The sequence below is a fragment of the Rhodoferax sp. P1_F3 genome, assembly GCF_056405715.1.
Window position 1 is genome coordinate 103,426 of sequence record NZ_JBFUBO010000013.1, and the last position, 18,262, is coordinate 121,687.

19 protein-coding genes are annotated in these 18,262 nt (G+C 61.6%); 6 read left to right on the forward strand and 13 right to left on the reverse strand.

What is annotated here, in order from left to right; genetic code table 11:
* Nucleotides 1–44: 44 nt before the first annotated feature.
* The 8 genes from AC1DZ5_RS18845 to AC1DZ5_RS18880 all read right to left on the reverse strand — a co-directional run bounded on the left by AC1DZ5_RS18845 (nucleotide 45) and on the right by AC1DZ5_RS18880 (nucleotide 8,868).
* The gene (locus AC1DZ5_RS18845; protein WP_477891875.1) at nucleotides 45–764 is read right to left on the reverse strand and encodes an ABC transporter ATP-binding protein; all 720 of its coding nucleotides are present in this window, start codon (nucleotides 762–764) and stop codon (nucleotides 45–47) included.
* Between the two features lie 9 nt (nucleotides 765–773).
* Nucleotides 774–1,544, reverse strand: coding sequence for an ABC transporter ATP-binding protein (locus AC1DZ5_RS18850; protein WP_477891877.1), 771 nt, complete (start codon nucleotides 1,542–1,544; stop codon nucleotides 774–776).
* Between the two features lie 66 nt (nucleotides 1,545–1,610).
* Nucleotides 1,611–2,696 carry a branched-chain amino acid ABC transporter permease gene (locus AC1DZ5_RS18855; RefSeq protein WP_477891879.1) on the reverse strand — a complete coding sequence of 362 codons (1,086 nt, stop codon included), beginning with the start codon at nucleotides 2,694–2,696 and terminating at the stop codon, nucleotides 1,611–1,613.
* Between the two features lie 13 nt (nucleotides 2,697–2,709).
* On the reverse strand, nucleotides 2,710–3,639 hold the full coding sequence (locus tag AC1DZ5_RS18860) for a branched-chain amino acid ABC transporter permease (protein WP_477891881.1): 930 nt from the start codon (nucleotides 3,637–3,639) through the stop codon (nucleotides 2,710–2,712).
* A 222-nt stretch (nucleotides 3,640–3,861) separates the two neighbouring features.
* The gene (locus AC1DZ5_RS18865) at nucleotides 3,862–5,157 is read right to left on the reverse strand and encodes a replication-associated recombination protein A (RefSeq protein WP_477891883.1); all 1,296 of its coding nucleotides are present in this window, start codon (nucleotides 5,155–5,157) and stop codon (nucleotides 3,862–3,864) included.
* Between the two features lie 11 nt (nucleotides 5,158–5,168).
* A complete protein-coding gene (gene lolA, locus AC1DZ5_RS18870; RefSeq protein ID WP_477891885.1) occupies nucleotides 5,169–5,801 on the reverse strand; it encodes an outer membrane lipoprotein periplasmic chaperone LolA in 633 nt (210 codons plus the stop codon).
* 15 nt (nucleotides 5,802–5,816) lie between these two features.
* Nucleotides 5,817–8,153, reverse strand: a complete 2,337-nt coding sequence (locus AC1DZ5_RS18875) for a DNA translocase FtsK (RefSeq protein WP_477891887.1) — start codon at nucleotides 8,151–8,153, stop codon at nucleotides 5,817–5,819.
* Between the two features lie 40 nt (nucleotides 8,154–8,193).
* The gene (locus AC1DZ5_RS18880; protein WP_477891889.1) at nucleotides 8,194–8,868 is read right to left on the reverse strand and encodes a Crp/Fnr family transcriptional regulator; all 675 of its coding nucleotides are present in this window, start codon (nucleotides 8,866–8,868) and stop codon (nucleotides 8,194–8,196) included.
* A gap of 163 nt (nucleotides 8,869–9,031) precedes the next feature.
* Here AC1DZ5_RS18880 and trxB point away from each other — a divergent pair, with 163 nt between their 5' ends.
* From trxB to rpmG, 3 genes are all read left to right on the forward strand, one after another.
* Entirely contained in the window at nucleotides 9,032–9,982 is a 951-nt protein-coding gene (trxB, locus tag AC1DZ5_RS18885; protein WP_477891926.1) for a thioredoxin-disulfide reductase, read from the forward strand.
* A 228-nt stretch (nucleotides 9,983–10,210) separates the two neighbouring features.
* Nucleotides 10,211–10,444, forward strand: a complete 234-nt coding sequence (gene rpmB, locus AC1DZ5_RS18890) for a 50S ribosomal protein L28 (protein ID WP_105260014.1) — start codon at nucleotides 10,211–10,213, stop codon at nucleotides 10,442–10,444.
* An 11-nt stretch (nucleotides 10,445–10,455) separates the two neighbouring features.
* Complete coding sequence (gene rpmG / locus AC1DZ5_RS18895) at nucleotides 10,456–10,626, forward strand: 50S ribosomal protein L33 (RefSeq protein WP_029707149.1); 171 nt, start codon at nucleotides 10,456–10,458, stop codon at nucleotides 10,624–10,626.
* A 375-nt stretch (nucleotides 10,627–11,001) separates the two neighbouring features.
* Here the strand turns inward: rpmG and AC1DZ5_RS18900 are convergent, their stop codons facing one another.
* Complete coding sequence (locus tag AC1DZ5_RS18900) at nucleotides 11,002–12,216, reverse strand: DesA family fatty acid desaturase (protein ID WP_477891892.1); 1,215 nt, start codon at nucleotides 12,214–12,216, stop codon at nucleotides 11,002–11,004.
* A 135-nt stretch (nucleotides 12,217–12,351) separates the two neighbouring features.
* Nucleotides 12,352–13,623, reverse strand: coding sequence for an RsmB/NOP family class I SAM-dependent RNA methyltransferase (locus AC1DZ5_RS18905; protein WP_477891894.1), 1,272 nt, complete (start codon nucleotides 13,621–13,623; stop codon nucleotides 12,352–12,354).
* Nucleotides 13,624–13,639: 16 nt separating this feature from the next.
* Between AC1DZ5_RS18905 and AC1DZ5_RS18910 the strand changes: the two genes are divergently transcribed.
* Nucleotides 13,640–13,879 carry a DUF1653 domain-containing protein gene (locus AC1DZ5_RS18910; protein ID WP_477891896.1) on the forward strand — a complete coding sequence of 80 codons (240 nt, stop codon included), beginning with the start codon at nucleotides 13,640–13,642 and terminating at the stop codon, nucleotides 13,877–13,879.
* Nucleotides 13,880–13,918: 39 nt separating this feature from the next.
* Here the strand turns inward: AC1DZ5_RS18910 and AC1DZ5_RS18915 are convergent, their stop codons facing one another.
* Both AC1DZ5_RS18915 and AC1DZ5_RS18920 read right to left on the reverse strand, forming a co-directional pair.
* A complete protein-coding gene (locus AC1DZ5_RS18915; RefSeq protein WP_477891898.1) occupies nucleotides 13,919–15,103 on the reverse strand; it encodes an ATP-binding protein in 1,185 nt (394 codons plus the stop codon).
* On the reverse strand, nucleotides 15,091–15,831 hold the full coding sequence (locus tag AC1DZ5_RS18920) for a response regulator (protein WP_477891900.1): 741 nt from the start codon (nucleotides 15,829–15,831) through the stop codon (nucleotides 15,091–15,093). Before AC1DZ5_RS18920 ends, AC1DZ5_RS18915 begins: the two co-directional genes overlap by 13 nt.
* A 223-nt stretch (nucleotides 15,832–16,054) precedes the next feature.
* On the opposite strand from AC1DZ5_RS18920, the gene xopAW reads away from it, so the two are divergent.
* Nucleotides 16,055–16,906: a XopAW family type III secretion system calcium-binding effector gene (gene xopAW / locus AC1DZ5_RS18925; protein WP_477891902.1), complete on the forward strand. Its 852-nt coding sequence runs from the start codon at nucleotides 16,055–16,057 to the stop codon at nucleotides 16,904–16,906.
* A 46-nt stretch (nucleotides 16,907–16,952) separates the two neighbouring features.
* Here the strand turns inward: xopAW and purN are convergent, their stop codons facing one another.
* Nucleotides 16,953–17,537 (reverse strand): phosphoribosylglycinamide formyltransferase, encoded by a 585-nt coding sequence (purN, locus tag AC1DZ5_RS18930; protein WP_477891904.1) that lies wholly within the window; start codon nucleotides 17,535–17,537, stop codon nucleotides 16,953–16,955.
* A gap of 13 nt (nucleotides 17,538–17,550) precedes the next feature.
* On the opposite strand from purN, the gene AC1DZ5_RS18935 reads away from it, so the two are divergent.
* Nucleotides 17,551–18,216 (forward strand): YceH family protein, encoded by a 666-nt coding sequence (locus AC1DZ5_RS18935; RefSeq protein ID WP_477891906.1) that lies wholly within the window; start codon nucleotides 17,551–17,553, stop codon nucleotides 18,214–18,216.
* Nucleotides 18,217–18,262: the final 46 nt, after the last annotated feature.

The window sequence follows — 18,262 nt, forward strand, 5'->3', positions numbered from 1 at the left end:
ATGCAAAGTGTCGTAACAACTTGCATCCGGGATGCCTGGAGGGCTTATTCGCCCAGGTAGGCTGCGCGCACCTTGGGATCGGTCAGCATGTCCGACGCCTTGCCTGACATGGTGACAATTCCGGATTCCATCACGTAGCCGCGGTTGGCAATGGACAGTGCACGGCTGGCGTTTTGCTCCACCAGCAGCACGGTCACGCCTTGGGCGTACACGTCTTTCACCACTTCAAAGATCTTGTCGACCATGATGGGGGACAGACCCATGGAGGGTTCATCCAGCAGCAAGACCTTGGGGCGGCTCATCAGCGCGCGGCCCATCGCCAGCATCTGCTGCTCGCCACCGGACATGGTGCCGGCCAGCTGGTCCTTGCGCTCGCGCAGGCGCGGGAAGATGGTGAACATCTTCTCGATGTCGGCCAGGATGCCCGCCTTGTCGGTGCGGATGTAGGCGCCCATCTGCAGGTTTTCAGTGATAGTCATGCGGGTGAACACACCGCGGCCTTCGGGCACCATGGCCAGACCTTGCTTGACCAGGTCCCAAGGGCCCTGGCCCTTGATGCTTTTACCCAGGTATTCGATGTCACCTGCGTTGATGGGCAAGGTGCCGGTAATGGCTTTCATGGTGGTGGTCTTGCCAGCACCGTTAGAGCCGATCAGCGATACCAGTTCGCCTTCGTGGACTTCGAAATCCACACCTTTGACGGCCTGGATGCCGCCATACGAGACCTTCAGGCCTTTAACTTTGAGCAGAGTCTGGGTTGTCATGCTAATTCCTTAGTGGCCGCTCGTGCCCAAGTAGGCCTCAATCACTTTTTCGTTTTTCTGTACATCGGCAGGTGTGCCTTCGGCAATTTGCTTGCCGTAGTCCAGCACCGTCACGCGGTCGCACAGGCCCATCACCAGCTTCACATCGTGCTCAATGAGCAGGATGGTGCGGTTGTCCTTGCGAATGCGGTCAATCAATTCGCGCAACATGACCTTCTCGGTGGCGTTCATGCCGGCAGCCGGTTCGTCCAGTGCAATCAGTTGCGGATCGGTGGCCAATGCACGGGCAATTTCCAGGCGGCGCTGGTCGCCGTAGCTCAGCGTACGAGCCTTGTAGTCGGCAAACTTGCCAATGCCCACATAGTCCAGCAACTCTTGTGCGCGCTTGGCAATGGCGAGTTCTTCGGCCTTGAAGCCAGGGGTGCGAAACACCGCGCCCAACAAACCGGAGTGGGTGCGTATGTGGCGACCCACCATCACGTTTTCCAGTGCCGTCATTTCAGCGAACAGGCGAATGTTCTGGAAGGTGCGGGCAATACCGGCCTTGGCCACGGTGTGCACTGCAGTGGGTTGGTAAGGCCGACCAGCCAGCTCAAAGCTGCCGCTATCGGGTGTGTACATGCCGGTCAGCACGTTGAAGAAGGTGGTCTTGCCAGCGCCGTTGGGGCCGATCAGACCGTAGACCTGGCCGCGTTCGATTTTGATGCCCACATCGCTCAGGGCTTGCAAACCGCCAAAGCGCTTGGACACGCCGGAGACGTTCAATACTGTATCTGTCATAGGAGATTCCATTCTGTTGAGGGCCAGCGGGCTTGCGCAGGGCGCGAAGCCGTGGCCCAACAAAGTTCAGGTTTTGGCGTTTTGCAAAGATTTGCCGTGCTCTGGCGATGGCCACAGGCCGCGCGGGCGAATCAGCATGACGCTGATCATGGCCAGTGCAATGAGCAACTGGCGCAAGATGGAAGCATCCAGGCGACCATCGGTCATGGCTTGTAGCGGACCGGCCACGTAACGCAGCACTTCAGGCAGCGCCGACAGCAGCACCGCACCCAGAATCACTCCGGGCAAATGGCCCACGCCACCGAGCACCACCATGGCCACGATCATCACGGACTCCATCAGGCTGAAGGATTCGGGAGAAATAAAACCCTGGAAGGAAGCGAACATCGCACCCGACACGCCACCAAAGGTAGCGCCCATGCCAAATGCCAGCAGCTTCATGTTGCGGGTGTTGATGCCCATGGCCTTGGCAGCGATTTCATCCTCGCGAATGGCCATCCAGGCGCGGCCCACGCGGGACAACTCCAGGCGATGGCTGATCACCACGCTTACCACCACCAGCGTGAGGAACAGGTAGTAGTAGAGCGATACCGAGGCAAACTCGAAACCAAGGACGCTGAGTTTTTTGCCCAGGTTTAAGCCGAAGAAATGCAAGGGATCGATTCCCAGGAGACCCTTGGGACCATTGGTGATGTTGACCGGGTTGTCCAGGTTGTTCATGAATACCCGGATGATTTCGCCGAAGCCCAGCGTCACGATGGCCAGGTAGTCACCGCGCAGGCGCAGCGTAGGCGCGCCCAACAAGATGCCAAACACACCGGCCAGACCCGCGGCCAACGGCACGATGGCCCAGAGCGGTGTGTGCATGCCTTCAGGGAACATGGCCGCGATAGCGGGGAAGGTCTCTACCAAATGGGGGGATGCCAGCAGGCCGTACATATAGGCACCGATAGCGAAGAACGCCACATAGCCCAAGTCCAGCAGACCGGCGTAGCCCACCACGATGTTCAGGCCCAGAGACAGCAGCACAAACAGCAGCGCCATGTCCACGATGCGGACCCAGGCGTTGCCGAAGCCTTGCAGCAACAGCGGCAGAATCAGCAGGCCGGCGGCGGCCACCAGCATGGTGATCAGTCGTTTTTGAGAGTTCATCTGTTGGGTCTCCTTACGCACGATCGGCTACACGCTCACCCAGCAAGCCGGAAGGACGCAATGTCAACACGATGATCAAAACAATGAAAGCAAAAATGTCGGAGTAGTGGCTGCCCAGCACACCACCGGTCAAGGCGCCGATGTAGCCAGCGCCAATCGATTCGATCAGACCCAGCAGGATGGCGCCAACCACGGCACCCGCCAAGTTGCCGATGCCGCCAAACACAGCAGCGGTAAAGGCCTTGAGGCCGGGCAGGAAGCCCATAGCGTGCTGTGCGGTGCCGTAGTTGGACGCGTACATCACACCGGCAATGGCAGCCAGCACGGCGCCAATGATGAAGGTGGCAGAAATCACCATGTCGGGCTTCACGCCCATCAGACCCGCCACACGGGGATTCTCGGCTGTGGCGCGCATGGCGCGCCCCAGTTTGGTGTAGTTGACCAGCCACATCAGCAGCGCCAGCGACACGGCCGTGAAGCCCAGAATCATCACCTGGGTGGGCGTAATCACCGCACCACCGATGTCAAACGGTGTGTTGGGTAACAGCGTGGGGTAGGACTTGTAGTTAGGCTTCCAGATGATCATCGCCAGGGTTTGCAGCAAGATGGACATGCCGATGGCAGTGATCAGAGGGGCCAGCTTGGGGCTGTTGCGCAGGGGGCGGTAGGCTACCTTCTCAATAACAAAGTTGAGGGTGGCAGCGACCACGCAGGCAATGATGAGGGCCAGAAAGAGGATGATGAAGCCCGGAGTACCGGGCATCGCGTCCTGCATGAGGCCAATCACGGTCCAGCTGGTCAGGGCTCCCACCATCACCACTTCGCCATGGGCAAAGTTGATCAGGTTGATGATGCCGTACACCATCGTGTAGCCCAGCGCGATGAGCGCATACATGCTACCTAACACCAGACCGTTGATGATCTGCTGTATCAAAATATCCATAAATACTCCGTTGTTCTTGGATGCGAACGGCATGGCCGTTAACACTGGTGGCGTTAGACCAATCGAAAGCAATAAGCCTGCCACGTCAGGTTCACTGGCGGTGCAGGCCAAAGCAGTGCCGCGATTCTAGCGAGGTCGCGTACCAGGGTCTCGAGGGTTTGGGGTGGGTTTACCCTTGAAAAGTATGCCGATTCGGCAACACTTTCTGCATTTCATGCAGTATTAACTTTGCTTATGATTGCGCGCTTTGAGGTCGCGTAACTTCTCACTGATACGAATCTCCAGCCCCCGCTCTACCGGCCTGTAGAAATTCGTACCAGCCATGCCATCGGGCAGGTACTGTTCGCCAGCCGCAAAGCCATCGTCTTCGTCATGCGCATAGCGGTAGCCTTTGCCGTAGTCCAGCTCTTTCATCAGCTTGGTGGGCGCATTGCGCAGGTGCATGGGCACGGGACGCGTGCCATCCTTCTTGATGAAGGCCTTGGCTTCGTTGAAGGCCTTGTAGACCGCGTTCGACTTGGGTGCGACGGCCAGGTAGATCACACACTCGGCCAAGGCCAGCTCACCTTCTGGAGTGCCCAGGCGCTCGTACACATCAGCCGCATCCAGCGCCATGCGTAGCGCGCGCGGGTCGGCCAGGCCAATGTCTTCGGCCGCCATGCGAATCAGGCGGCGCGCCATGTAGCGCGGGTCGGCTCCGCCATCCAACATGCGCACAAACCAGTACAGCGAGGCATCAGGGTCCGAGCCGCGCACGCTTTTGTGCAGGGCCGAGATGGTGTCGTAAAACTGCTCGCCACCCTTGTCGTAGCGGCGCATGCGCTCACCCAAGACCTTCAGCAGCCAGGCATCGGTGATCTCCTCGACCTTCTCCTGCACGGCGGCCACGGTCAGGGTTTCCAGCGTGTTGAGCAGGCGCCGGGCGTCGCCATCGGCGTAGGCGATAAGCCGATCCACCGCTATGGTTTCGATAGCTGGTAGCGCAGACTCCGCCTGGGCCCGCTCCACTATTTGCTTTAAATTGTCGGCATCCAGCGGCTGCAGCACATAGACGGCGGCGCGGGACAACAACGCCGAGTTGACCTCGAATGACGGGTTTTCGGTGGTGGCGCCAATGAAAGTGAACAGGCCGCTTTCCACATGCGGCAAAAACGCGTCCTGCTGGCTTTTGTTGAAGCGGTGCACCTCGTCCACAAACACGATGGTGCGACGCTGCTCCAGTCCGTCGCGCGCCAGCAGGGCCTGCTCCACCGCCTCGCGGATGTCCTTGATGCCGCCCAACACGGCGCTGATGGTGATGAACTGGGCATCAAACGCGTCGGCCATGAGCCGGGCGATAGTGGTCTTGCCCACGCCAGGCGGGCCCCAGAGGATGCAGCTGTGCGGCTGGCCCGACTCGAACGCCAGGCGCAGCGCCATGCCGTCGCCCAGCAGGTGCTGCTGGCCAATCACCTGCCCCAGGGTCTTGGGGCGCAGCAGTTCGGCAAGTGGGGGGTGTTTCGATGGCGACGATGCCATGGTTTTCCGCGCTATTGGCGCACCACGTCCGCACCGGCCGGTGGTTTGAACTGGAAGGCCGCGGCATCCAGCACGGCGTTGGGCTGGAAGCCTACGAAGCTCAGCACGGAGCGCTGGCCAAAGCTGTCCAGAATCTCCAGCACTGCGAGCTGGTCCTGCTTGAAGCCCACGCGCACCTGCTGCAGCTGGCTGTCCTTGGCCTTGGGCGTGCCCTGCACCCACTGGAGGCCATCCTTGTCCGGCGCGTCAGCCAAAGTGAAATCGGCCTGCAGAGCTTTCAAGTCGGGCGCCGCCGCAATCAGCGCGGCGGGCGTGGAACCCAGGGCGGCAGACTGCTTGCGCGCGGTCACCTGGTTCAGGTCTACGTCGTACAGCCACAGCGTTTGGCCGTCGGCCACGATGGTTTGTTCGAACGGTTTTTTGTAGACAAACTTGAAGCGGCTGGGCCGGGCGAACTCGAAGCTGCCGCTGGACGTCTTGCTGCGTGCGGTCTGCCCTTCCTTGGCGGGCGCCGTCACCACCTGGGTGAAGTCTGCCTTGCCGCTCTTTACCGTCTTCACGAAGGTTTCCAAGCTTTCCAGCCCTCCAGCCCGCGCAGAAATTGCGCTGGCAGCTATCAAAATAAGAGCAATTTGTTTGATCATGGTCTGACCCACAAGTTATTCGGAACGGGCCGGTACCAAAATCTCACGCTGGCCGCTGCCACTCATGGAACTCACCAGCCCGGCTTTCTCCATGTCTTCCACCAGCCGCGCGGCGCGGTTGTAGCCAATCTTCAGGTGGCGCTGTACCAACGAGATGCTGGCCTTGCGGTTCTTCAGCACCACTTCCACGGCCTGGTCGTACATCGGGTCTTTCTCGCCGCCGGAATCACCGCCGCCCTCGCCGTCTTCACCATCCACCGTGCCGCCTTCCAGGACACCGTCGATGTAATCTGGCTCGCCTTGGCTCTTCAGGTAGCTCACAACGCGGTGCACCTCTTCGTCGCTGACAAACGCACCGTGCACGCGGACTGGCAGGCCGGTACCGCTGGGCATGTAAAGCATGTCACCCATGCCCAAGAGCGCTTCGGCGCCCATCTGGTCCAGGATGGTGCGACTGTCGATCTTGCTGCTGACCTGGAAGGCAATACGGGTCGGGATGTTGGCCTTGATCAGGCCGGTGATCACGTCCACGCTGGGGCGCTGAGTGGCAAGAATCAAATGGATACCAGCGGCCCGTGCCTTCTGCGCCAATCGCGCAATCAACTCTTCGATCTTCTTGCCCACCACCATCATCAAGTCAGCCAGCTCGTCGATTACCACCACGATGTGCGGCAGGCGGTTCAGCGGCTCGGGGCTCTCGGGCGTCAGGCTGAAGGGGTTGTAGATGAACTCCCCCTTGGCCTTGGCATCGTCAATCTTGACGTTGTAGCCGGCCAGGTTGCGCACGCCCATCTTGCTCATGAGCTTGTAGCGTTTTTCCATTTCCGCCACGCACCAGTTCAGCCCGTGTGCAGCCTGTCGCATGTCGGTCACCACAGGCGCCAGCAAATGCGGAATGCCTTCGTAGACCGACATTTCCAGCATCTTGGGGTCGATCATCAACAGGCGCACATCACGCGCTTCGGCCTTGTAGAGCAAGGACAGAATCATTGCGTTGATACCAACTGACTTGCCCGAGCCTGTGGTACCCGCCACCAGCACGTGCGGCATCTTGGCCAAATCGGCCACCACCGGGTTGCCCACGATGTCCTTGCCCAGACCCATGGTCAACATGGATTTGGCTTCGTTGTAGACCTGCGAACCCAAAATCTCGGACAGCTTGATGCTCTGGCGCTTGGCGTTGGGCAGTTCCAACGCCATGTAGTTTTTGCCGGGAATCGTCTCCACCACCCGGATGGACACCAAACTCAAGCTCCGCGCCAAGTCCTTGGCCAGACCCACGATCTGCGAGCCCTTCACACCCGTGGCGGGTTCAATCTCGTAGCGCGTGATCACCGGACCGGGCTGGGCCAGCACCACCCGCACTTCCACGCCAAAGTCTTTCAACTTCTTCTCGATCATCCGGCTTGTCATTTCCAGCGTCTCGGGGGCTACCGTCTCCTGGCGCAGCTGGGCTTCGTCCAGCAAGGCCACCTGGGGCAGCTTGCTGTCTGGCATCTCGCTAAACAGCGGCTTCTGGCGCTCCTTGGCCACACGCACGCTGGGCGGCAGCTCCGCCATCACCGGCTCAATCACCACCGGGGCCGGCGCAGGGTAGTGAACCACGGCCTCTTCACGCTCTTCCAGAAACACCTCTTCGCGCTCACGCACGGCCAGCTGGCCTAGTTCACGGTCTTGCGCAGCCTCAATCTTCTCGCGGCGGGACTCCACCAGCCCGTCCAGCAGCGATCCAATGCGCTCGGCGGTGCGGGTCCACGAGAAGCCGAATACCCAGGCCGCACCCACCAGACCGAGCACGATGGCCACCAGGCCCGCACCGGCAAAACCCAGCCACTGCACGCTGAAAGGCCCCACCAAGCGGCCAAGTGCACCGCCACTGGTTCCGGGCAAATGCGCCTCCCAACGGTACAGGCGCGCCCACTCCAACGAAGTGCTGGCATACACCAGCAACAACAAGCCACCCCAAAAAATCCAGCGCCCGCCGCGCGTAGGCCCATGGGCCGCCCGAGCCGCGGCATCGGGTGACTCACTGCGCAACCGCACCGCCAGCAACGACAACCAAATGCGCCATCCTGCGGCCACACACCACCAGACAGAATAGCCAAACACAAAGTAGCTCATGTCCGCCAGCCACGCCCCCAGGCGTCCGCCATGGTTGGCAATCGGTTGCCCCGTGCCCGAGGTGGACCAGGCTGCGTCTTGCGGCGAATAGCTCAGTAGCGCAATCAGCCACAGGGCCAGCGCCACGAAACCAGCCACCAGGGCGATTTCACTGGCAAAACGCACCACCCCAGTGGGCGGCTCGGTCGCATCGCGGTTGGAAGATTGCAAGGTATGAAGTGAATATGTCATGGTGCAAGCCAGCAGTGCACCGGCAGATGAAGCAGTGGGGTCAACGGGGTTTGGAGCGGCGTTCCCACACCCGCATTCCACCGTCTTTGTGTGTTTTGACGAAGCCCTGCTCTTCAAAGTCCTTCATCACGCGGCTGACCATCTCGCGGGACGCACCCACCATCTTGGCCAAGTCCAGGCGTGAGATCTTGTCCCGGATCAGCAGTTCGCCATGTTCATTGGGTTCCGCCGCGTCCAGCAGCACATTGGCCACGCGGCCATATACGCCCATCAACGCCAGGGAGACGATCTTTTGGTCCGCATTGCGAAGACGCTGCACCAAGCCCCGCATCACAGCCGCCGCAATGGCGGTGTTTTCGGTCACACAGCGCGTGAAATCATCGCGACCCAGTATCAGCAGGTCCATCTGGGTGTCAGCCACGACGGTGGCCGAGTGCGGCTCGTTGTCGATCAGGCTCATCTCGCCGATGTAATCACCGGCTTTGAGGGTGGCCAGAATCACTTCCCGGCCCTTGCTGTCGGTCATGACCACATGGGCACGGCCAGCCAGAATCAGGTGCAGTGCATTGGAGTTGGCGCCCTGGTCCACAATATTGACGCCCTTTTTGATGCGTTGCTTGCCCACATTGGCCGCCAGCGAATCCACCTGCGCGGGCGTCAACATGGCGAACAGGGGGACCCTGCGTATCAATTCCTGGTTGCTCAGCATTGCCATTCAACGGTTTCCTGAACTTTTAAATCCTGTTTCTTACAATCGACAGGCTAAAGGGTTAGCAGCCTGCCGCGTTTGATGCGCTCCCGCTTGATCTGGAGAACGACGCCCCGAACTGTACACGGCACGACCCGTGAATTCGATACTCGACAACAAAGGTTACAACATGTCCAACACCAAGCACGCCAAGGTCCTGATTCTGGGATCTGGCCCTGCAGGTTACACCGCTGCAGTTTACGCAGCCCGCGCCAACCTGAACCCGGTCTTGATCACCGGCATGGCCCAGGGCGGCCAGCTGATGACCACCACCGAGGTGGACAACTGGCCTGCCGACGTGGGCGGTGTGCAAGGCCCCGAGCTGATGCAGCGCTTTTTGGAGCACGCCGAGCGCTTCAAAACCGAAGTGGTGTTTGACCACATTGGCGCCGTGGACCTGTCCAAGCGCCCCTTCACCCTGACCGGCGACAGCGGCACCTACACCTGCGATTCGCTGATCATCTCCACTGGCGCCTCCGCCAAGTACCTGGGTTTGCCGTCCGAATCGGCCTTTATGGGCCGCGGCGTGTCCGGCTGTGCCACCTGCGACGGCTTCTTCTATCGCAACGAGATCTGCTGCGTGGTGGGTGGCGGCAACACCGCGGTGGAAGAGGCGCTGTACCTCTCCAACATTGCCAGCAAGGTCTACCTGGTGCACCGCCGCGACAAGTTCAAGGCAGAGCCCATCCTGGTGGACAAGCTGATGGAGAAGGTCGCCGCAGGCAAGATCGAGCTCAAAACCTTCCAGACTCTGGAAGAAGTGCTGGGCGATGCCTCGGGAGTGACCGGCATCCGCCTCAAAAGCGTGCATGACGGCAGCACCGAAGACATCACCCTCAAGGGTTGCTTCATCGCCATCGGCCACTCGCCCAACACCGATATCTTCCAGGGCCAGTTGGAGCTGGAAAACGGCTACATCGTGACCCAGGGCGGACTGAAAGGCTTCGCCACACAGACCAGCATCCCCGGTGTTTTTGCCGCGGGCGACGTGCAGGACCACGTCTACCGCCAGGCGATCACCAGCGCGGGCACGGGCTGTATGGCTGCGCTGGACGCACAGCGTTTTCTGGAACAAGACTGAGCCGCTTGCGGCCCTAAAGCCAAAACGGCTATAATCCAAGGCTTTGCTGCGTTCGCCCCGTGAGGGGCCTGCCCGTTATTGGGAGCGCAGCGAGTTCCGCCAACAGCCTTGGCGGGGGGTTACCGCCACCCTTTTTCATGGCGAGGTGAGGTTTGAGCGAGATCGGGCGAGTTTGTTTTTCAAACCGTTTGGATCGTCAGTGAAAACCGTTTCTATCGGAGTGTCCACATGGCACGCGTATGTGAAGTAACGGGCAAAGGCCCAATGGTCGGGAACAACGTTTCCCACGCCAACAACAAAACCAAGCGCCGGTTCCTGCCGAACCTGCAATACCGCCGTTTCTGGGTCGAGACTGAAAACCGTTGGGTTCGCCTGCGGATTTCGAACGCAGGTCTGCGTTTGATCGACAAAAAAGGTATTGATGTTGTGCTCGCAGATCTGCGCGCACGTGGCCAAGCATAAGGAGCAAAACCATGGCAACCAAAGGCGGACGCGAAAAAATCAAGCTGGAATCCACAGCTGGCACCGGTCACTTCTACACGACCGACAAGAACAAGAAAACCATGCCCGAGAAAATGCTGATCAAGAAATTTGATCCCGTTGCTCGCAAGCATGTGGACTACAAGGAAATGAAACTGAAGTAATTCAGGTTCTTTCGGTCCCAAAAAGCCCGCCCCGTGCGGGTTTTTTTACGCCTGGTGTTTTGCTGGGCATATCTCTCGCACGCAGCAGGTAGGGCTTGGGCGCCCTGCTTCGTGCCCCCCCCCCCGGCCTTCGGCCTCCTCCTTGACCTACGCAGGACACCCAAGCCCTACCTGCTGCGAGAGTGTGAGCGTGCAGAGAATTCTGGCTACGACTCGCAACTTTCCGCAAGATCGGGCGGGGTAAGCGTTTTGCGTAGGTAAAGGAGGAGGCCGAAGGCCGGGGGACACGGAGCAAAACGCTTACCCCGCCTGGTCTGGAGCGCGCAAAGAAAAAGCCCGCCTAAAGCGGGCTTTCGGAAAGAAGCAAAGAACGTCTTAAACGTGGGCCGCGCGCAACTTCATGGAGAACTCACGCAGAGCAGCAATACCGCTCTCTTCCGCACGATGGCACCAGCCTTGCAGGTCCTTGGTCAACTGCTCACGCGACACATGGGTGTTGAGCCACATCTGGCGCAGCTCTTCGCGCATGGTCACCATCTTGTCCAGCACGGGAGACACAGCACGGGCCTGTGCCAGCTGAGGAGCAGCGGCGGCGGGCACTTTTTCTTCATCGCGGTGCATCCAGCGCTTGGCGGCCTTGATCACGGCGGCGTCAGCGCTACGGGCTTTGACGGACTCGAATTCATCACGGGCAGCTTGGCGCACGCCCTTGGCGTAGGTCGCCATGATTTCGTAGCGGTTGGCGATCAGCGCTTCCAACGTCTTCTCGTCAGCCACAGGGCGAATGTCGCCATACGCGGCCTTGGGAGGTGTCTTCTTGACGGTAGCTAGGCCGACCGCTTGCATCATGGTGATGTACATCCAGCCAATATCAAACTCGTAGGGCTTGACCGACAGCTTGGCCGACGTGGGGTACGTGTGGTGGTTGTTGTGCAACTCTTCACCAGCAATGATGATGCCCCATGGCGAGATGTTACGGCTCTGGTCTGCAGCTTCAAAGTTGCGGTAACCCCAGTAGTGGGCCGCACCGTTAATGATACCGGCCGCGGTGATGGGGGTCCAAGCCATTTGCAGGGCCCAGACAGCCATACCAGCAGCGCCAAACAGGAACAGGTCGATGATCATCATCAGGCCCACGCCCTGCCAGGAGTAGCGGGTGTACAGGTTGCGTTCGATCCAGTCGTCAGGGGTACCGTGGCCAAAGCGGGCCATGGTTTCCTTGTTCTTGGACTCTGCACGGTACAGCTCGGCGCCTTCAAACAACACCTTCTTGATGCCGTAAACGTGGGGGCTGTGGGGGTCTTCGGCCTGCTCGCACTTGGCGTGGTGCTTGCGGTGGATGGAAGCCCACTCCTTGGTCACCTGGCCGGTGGTCAGCCACAGCCAGAAACGGAAGAAATGCGATGCAATGGGGTGCAGATCCAAAGCGCGGTGCGCTTGGTGGCGGTGCAGGAACACCGTCACGCTGATCATGGTGACATGCGTCATGGCCAAGGTGAACAACACGATTTGCCACCACGCGATATTCCACATGCCGTGGGCCAACCACTCGATTGCCGCGTTCAACACTGCCCAGTCAGGTAACAACATAGTAAATTTATGCTTTCTATTGGAAGAGCCATGCCAACGCGCAGGCTATCGATACCCCGAATTTTAAACCCCCGTTGGGTTTTTGGGCTACAAAATTAAATGTACGCCAAAAAACGGCAACTTTCTACAACTTGATCACTTCTTTTGCCAAACTGCGGCAAAAAATCCATCCGTCGCATGCACATGGGGCCATAGGCGCAGGTACAACAGCCCATTTTCGCCTCCACTGCACAGGCTGGCGGCTTGCTCCACCTTCAATTCGGTCAGCACCTCGCCCGCAGGCAGTGCCACAAAGTCGGGATTAGTGGCGGTAAAGGCCTCGGCAATCGCCTCATTCTCTTGCGGCAGCACGCTGCAGGTCGCGTAGACCAGGCGCCCGCCGGACTTCACCATGCGCGAGGCGCTTTGCAGGATGGCAGCCTGCTTGACCGCCATCTCTTCCACAGCTTGTGCGTTTTGGCGCCATTTCAAGTCGGGGTTACGGCGCAAGGTGCCCAAACCGGTGCATGGTGCATCGACCAACACCCGGTCCATCTTGCCGGACAGGCGCTTCACGCGGTCATCGCGCTCATGGGCGATGGCAGCGGGGTGCACATTGGACAGGCCACTGCGCGCCATGCGGGGTTTGAACGAATCCAGGCGATGGGCCGAGGTGTCAAAGGCGTAGAGGCGGCCGGTGCTGCGCATGGCCGCGCCCAGGGCCAGGGTTTTGCCACCGGCGCCGGCGCAAAAGTCCACCACCATCTCGCCACGCTTGGCATCCACCAGCATGGCCAGCAGTTGGGAGCCCTCGTCCTGCACCTCAAAGTCGCCGCGCACAAAGGCGTCATTCTTGTTCAGCGCCGGTTTGCCCGCAATGCGCAGGCCCCAGGGGGAAAAGGGTGTGGGCACAGCCTTGATGCCGGCTTGCTGCAGTTCTTTTTGCACGTCGCTGCGCTTGGCCTTAAAGGTGTTGACCCGCAAATCCAGGCCTGCGCCTAGGTTCAGGCTATCTACCAGCGGCCAGAAGCCGGTACCCAACTGGTCTTTCAGGGGTTGCACCAGCCACTCGGGCAGATTGTGGCGATGGCGCTCCATCAAATCGGTGGGTTTGACGGCTTCACACTGGTCCAGCCAGCGTTGTTCCTGGTCGGTCAGCGCGCTGCGCAGGAAATCGCCGGGGCCATAGAAGCCCAGAATCGCCAAGCGGCGCTCTTTGGGGCCGCTGCCCGAGGGGGCCAGGTGGTCGAACAGCAGTTTTTTGCGCAGCACGGTGTAGGCCGTTTCGGCCAGCGTGGCGCGCTCGCGCGGCCCCAGGCCGCGGTTGTCACGGAAGAAACGCGAGACGATGGCGTCTGCGGGATGGTCAAATTTAAGGACGAGCCGGACCAATTCGGAACAGGCGTCAAGCAGGGCTTTTGGATGCATAGCCTAGGATTGTCCCATGAGCATCGAAAACCTCCCCCCACTGATTACCACCCCGACCGGCCGCTACCGCCACTACAAGGGCATGGAATACCAGGTGCTGGACACCGTGCGCCACAGCGAAACCCTGGAGCCCATGACCCTGTACCGCGCGCTGTATGGCGAGCACGGCCTGTGGGTGCGGCCCGCCGCCATGTTTCTGGAGACGGTGGTGATAGCCGGTGTCGCCCAGCCTCGCTTCACCCGGATTGAGGACTAAATCAGCCTCTAGCCCTTGTGGAATATGCGTGAGCAGCTCCTAATTCAGGAGCGTTTTGAATTTTACGGGTTGGCGAGGCAGTAGCAGCTCGGCCTGCAGACCACCGCCCGGGCGGTTGCGTAGCGTGACACTGCCGCCGTGCTGGCGCGCAATGTCGCTGGCCGTGGCCAGACCCAGCCCTACCCCGCCGCTGTTGCGGTTGCGCGAGGCCTCTACGCGGTAAAACGGCTGCAGCACCTTGGTCAGCTCTTCCTGAGGAATGCCGGGGCCGCGGTCCAGCACGGTGACGCGCACGCCCTCCCCGTCTTCCTCCAGTCGCACCTGGGCGGTACCACCGTAGCGCACGGCGTTGTCCAGCAGGTTGGTGAGGCAGCGCCGCAGCGCCGAGGTCTGCGCCCGCACGGGGGCCAGCGGGGCGGCGTCTGCCATATCCAGCGCCACGTCGTGGCCGCAGTCTTGCTGGTCCTCCACCAGGCTGCCCACCAGCGAGGCCAGGTCCAGCGCCACCCAGGGTTCGGCGTCAGCGGCGCCGCGCAGGTAATCCAGCGTGGCGCGGATCATGGTATCCATCTCGGCAATGTCCTTGCCAAAGCGCTGGCGGTCCCCCGCGTCCTGCAAGGACTCCACGCGCAGCGCCAGGCGCGTGAGCGGCGTGCGCAAGTCGTGCGACACGGCGGCCACAAACTGGTCGCGCTGCTCCAGCTGGGCGCGGATGTGCTGCTGCATTTGGTTGAACACCCGCGTGGCCTCGCGGCACTCCAGCGTGCCGGCCTCGGGCAGCGGCGCACGGTGGATGTTGAGGCCCAGCTCGCGCGCGGCACCTGCCAGGCGGCGCACGGGGTCGGACAGCCAACGCGCCCCCACCCAGGCAGCCAGCAGCAACGCGCCCAGACGCACCGCAATGTCCAACAGCAGGCCCAGCGTGGGCGGGCCCGGGGGGCCATCCGGGCCGCGGAAATGGGTGGGCGGGGAGCCTGCGTGTTCGGGCGGCGGCTGGCCCATGCCCCAAGGCGGCGGGCCGGAGGATTCCATCGCCTCGGGCGGCCGGTGCATGCCGGGCGGGGGGTGCAGCTCAAACATCAGCGTCAGCGCCAGCACATGGCTGGTCACCACGGCCACACCCAGCAACAGCGCCAGGCGGCCAAACAGGCTGTCGGGCAACCAGCGCTCGGCCCAGGCCGCGGCTTGCCGGCCCAAAGCCCGCAAAGGCTTCAGGCCCGCCACGCCACCCGCCCCTGTACGGACTGCACATTGAACATATAGCCCGCGCCGCGCACGGTCTTGATCATGGAGGGCTCGTTCGGGTCATCCGCCAGCTTTTGCCGCAGGCGCGAGACCAGCAGGTCGATGCTGCGCTCGAACGCGTCCATGGCGCGGCCACGGGCCTGCTCCATCAGCTGGTCGCGACTGAACAGGCGCCGCGGGGTTTGCAAAAAGGTGTTGAGCAGGCGGAATTCGGCGTTGGACAGCGGCACCACCAACCCCGTGGGGGAGACCAGGTTGCGCTCGTCGCGGTGCAGCTCCCAGCCATCAAAGCACACCACGTCGCTGCGCGCGAGGATGGGCGTGGCGTCCTTCGCGCCCTGGGCGCGGCGCAGCACGGTATGGATGCGGGCCACCAGCTCGCGCGGCTCAAAGGGTTTGCCCATGTAGTCATCGGCGCCGCTCTCCAGGCCCATGACGCGGTCAATCGTGGTGGAGCGGGCGGTAAGCATGATGACCGGGATGTGCGAGCGTTCGCGGATCTCACGCGACAGCGTGAGCCCGTCGGTGCCAGGCAACATCACGTCCAGCACCACCAGGTCCACGCGGTGCTGCGCCAGTTGCTGGCGCATGGTGTCGGCGTCACACGCGGTGTGCACTTCCAGGTTGAAACGGCTGAGGTATTCGCTCAGCAGCGCGGTGATGTCGGCGTCGTCATCGACGAGGAGGATAGAGGTTCGGGCGGTCATGGGAGTCCTTGCGGCCGAACCAGTGTAGAAAAACGCCCTCTTTCTTAAACCATGAATTGGCCGGTAAGCCCGCGCCAGTTGTGCGCTTGCGCAGGCCTTTTGTATCGGGCTTGGTACACAGAGGACAAACCTGCGTTACCTGCGGCCCGAAGAATGGGCTGGCCGCTCGGTCCCTCTTCGGGCTCGGGTGGCATTCCAACCACCATCGAGAAAGGAAGTGACCATGAGCACCATCAGCGGGGTGAGCGGTTCAAGCAATGCTTGGGCCGCGCTGAACACCCAACGCAGCCAGCACCAGGCCAAGATGTTCGCCAAGGTAGACGCCGACAGCAGCGGCGGCGTCGACCAGGCCGAACTCAGCACCATGCTGGACGACATCAGCAAGAAAACCGGCACCAGCCTGGGCGACAGCAAAGAGCTGTTCACCAAGATGGACGGCAATGCCGACGGCAGCCTCTCCAGCGACGAGCTGGACGCAGGCATGAAAGCCCTGATGCCACCGCCCCCCTCCACCATGGACTTTGCCCAGTCCCGTGGCACGGGCGGCAGCGGTGGCAGCCAGGACGACCTGTTTGCCAAGGTAGACACCGATGGCGATGGCTCGGTCAGCAAGGACGAGCTGCAGGTGCTGGCCGACAAGATGAAGTCGGACACCGGCCAGGACGTGGTGCAGGACTTCAGCAAGCTGGACACCGACGGCGACGGCAAGCTCACGCAAACCGAGTTTGAAGCCGGCCGGCCCCAGCCGCCCGAAGGCGCGCAAAGCGCCCAGGGCAGCGAAGGCCCTAAGGGTCCGCCGCCCGCGGGCGGACCAGGTGGCCCGGGCGGCGCGCAGTCGGCCTCCAAGAGCGACACCACCTATGACCCGCTGGACACCAACCAGGACGGCACGGTGTCGGAACTGGAACGCATGGTGGGCGAACTGCAAAGCGCCAGCGCCAAGCTGGACAGCAGCAACGAAGCCAGCAGCACCGCTGCCAGCTTCGACATTGCCAGCCTGGCCAAGCAGATCTACGCCCAGGTGGCGCAGGGTTTGGGCAACACCAGCGGCAGTTTGCTCAGCGCTTCTGCATAAAACAGGCTTCTAGCCCCCGAGGAGTCTGCGCGAGCAGCTCCTCTTTTTATAGCAATCCGGCGATCGCCTTGGGATAGATCAGGTGCTCCTGCGTGAGCACGCGGGCGGCCAGCGTGTCCGCCGTGTCGTCGGGCAGCACGGGCACCACGGCCTGCGCCAGGATGGGGCCATGGTCCAGCTCGGCCGTCACCTGGTGCACGGTAACGCCGGCAAACTTGCAGCCCGCGTCAATCGCGCGCTGGTGCGTGTGCAGGCCCGTAAAGGACGGGAGCAGCGAGGGATGGATGTTGACCAGCCGCCCGGCATAGCGCGCCACAAAGCCCGGGGTGAGAATGCGCATGAACCCCGCCAGCACCACCAGCACCGGTGCCTGCGGCGTGTCATAGCGGTCGATCAACGCGGCCAGTGCGGCATCGAAGTCCTCGCGGCTGGCAAATTCCTTGTGGTCCAGCACCTCGGTATCTATACCCTGCTCTTTGGCAAACACCAGGCCACCGGCCGTGCCCTTGTTGCTGATCACAGCGGCCACTTCGGCGCCATGGCGCTTGGCCCAATCCTCGCGCTGGGCGGTGCGCACGATGGCGGCCATGTTGGAGCCGCCGCCAGAGATCAAAATGACGATGTTTTTCATAACTGGCTGAATTATGACCACCCCTGTGTTGCTGACCCCTATTGAAGCCCGCGTGCTTGCCACCCTGATGGAGAAGGCTCGCACCGTGCCCGACAGCTACCCGCTGACCCTGAACAGCCTGCTGCTGGGCTGCAACCAGAAGACCAGCCGCGAGCCGCTGATGGAGCTGAGCGAATCCGAAGTGAGCAGCGCGGTAGAAACACTGCGCGAAGCCGGTCTGGTGCACGAAACCACGGGCGGGCGTACCACCAAGTTCACCCACAACGCGCAGCGCGGCATTGGCGTACCCGAGCAGAGCGCGGTGCTGCTGGGCCTGTTGATTCTGCGCGGCCCGCAGACCTCGGCCGAGCTGCGGCAGAACGCCGAGCGCTGGTACCGCTTTGCCGACACCTCGTCGGTGGAGGGATTTCTGGAAGAAATGCAGGACCGGCGTGAGGAAAAAGGCGGGCCGCTGGTCATCAAGCTGGACCGTGCGCCCGGCGCCCGCGAGCAGCGCTGGGCCCACCTATTGTGCGGGCCGGTGGACGCCAGCGCGGCCGTGGCCAGCCGCATGGCCGCCCCCGCCAGCGCCGACCTGCAAGCCCGCGTAGCCCAGCTGGAGACCGAGCTGGCCGAACTGCGCACCACGGTGCAAAAACTGTGCGCCGAGCTCGGCATGTCACAACCCGGACAACCATAAGCGAACGACCGTGCTAAAAACTATGCTGTAAACGGCCTAGGGCCGA

Excerpts from the sequence above, each read along its gene's own strand:
- AC1DZ5_RS18845 (WP_477891875.1), bottom strand. The coding sequence starts at position 764 with ATGACAACCCAGACTCTGCTCAAAGTTAAAGGCCTGAAGGTCTCGTAT.
- AC1DZ5_RS18850 (WP_477891877.1), bottom strand. The coding sequence starts at position 1,544 with ATGACAGATACAGTATTGAACGTCTCCGGCGTGTCCAAGCGCTTTGGC.
- AC1DZ5_RS18855 (WP_477891879.1), bottom strand. The coding sequence starts at position 2,696 with ATGAACTCTCAAAAACGACTGATCACCATGCTGGTGGCCGCCGCCGGC.
- AC1DZ5_RS18860 (WP_477891881.1), bottom strand. The coding sequence starts at position 3,639 with ATGGATATTTTGATACAGCAGATCATCAACGGTCTGGTGTTAGGTAGC.
- AC1DZ5_RS18865 (WP_477891883.1), bottom strand. The coding sequence starts at position 5,157 with ATGGCATCGTCGCCATCGAAACACCCCCCACTTGCCGAACTGCTGCGC.
- lolA (WP_477891885.1), bottom strand. The coding sequence starts at position 5,801 with ATGATCAAACAAATTGCTCTTATTTTGATAGCTGCCAGCGCAATTTCT.
- AC1DZ5_RS18875 (WP_477891887.1), bottom strand. The coding sequence starts at position 8,153 with ATGACATATTCACTTCATACCTTGCAATCTTCCAACCGCGATGCGACC.
- AC1DZ5_RS18880 (WP_477891889.1), bottom strand. The coding sequence starts at position 8,868 with ATGGCAATGCTGAGCAACCAGGAATTGATACGCAGGGTCCCCCTGTTC.
- trxB (WP_477891926.1), top strand. The coding sequence starts at position 9,032 with ATGTCCAACACCAAGCACGCCAAGGTCCTGATTCTGGGATCTGGCCCT.
- rpmB (WP_105260014.1), top strand. The coding sequence starts at position 10,211 with ATGGCACGCGTATGTGAAGTAACGGGCAAAGGCCCAATGGTCGGGAAC.
- rpmG (WP_029707149.1), top strand. The coding sequence starts at position 10,456 with ATGGCAACCAAAGGCGGACGCGAAAAAATCAAGCTGGAATCCACAGCT.
- AC1DZ5_RS18900 (WP_477891892.1), bottom strand. The coding sequence starts at position 12,216 with ATGTTGTTACCTGACTGGGCAGTGTTGAACGCGGCAATCGAGTGGTTG.
- AC1DZ5_RS18905 (WP_477891894.1), bottom strand. The coding sequence starts at position 13,623 with ATGCATCCAAAAGCCCTGCTTGACGCCTGTTCCGAATTGGTCCGGCTC.
- AC1DZ5_RS18910 (WP_477891896.1), top strand. The coding sequence starts at position 13,640 with ATGAGCATCGAAAACCTCCCCCCACTGATTACCACCCCGACCGGCCGC.
- AC1DZ5_RS18920 (WP_477891900.1), bottom strand. The coding sequence starts at position 15,831 with ATGACCGCCCGAACCTCTATCCTCCTCGTCGATGACGACGCCGACATC.
- xopAW (WP_477891902.1), top strand. The coding sequence starts at position 16,055 with ATGAGCACCATCAGCGGGGTGAGCGGTTCAAGCAATGCTTGGGCCGCG.
- purN (WP_477891904.1), bottom strand. The coding sequence starts at position 17,537 with ATGAAAAACATCGTCATTTTGATCTCTGGCGGCGGCTCCAACATGGCC.
- AC1DZ5_RS18935 (WP_477891906.1), top strand. The coding sequence starts at position 17,551 with ATGACCACCCCTGTGTTGCTGACCCCTATTGAAGCCCGCGTGCTTGCC.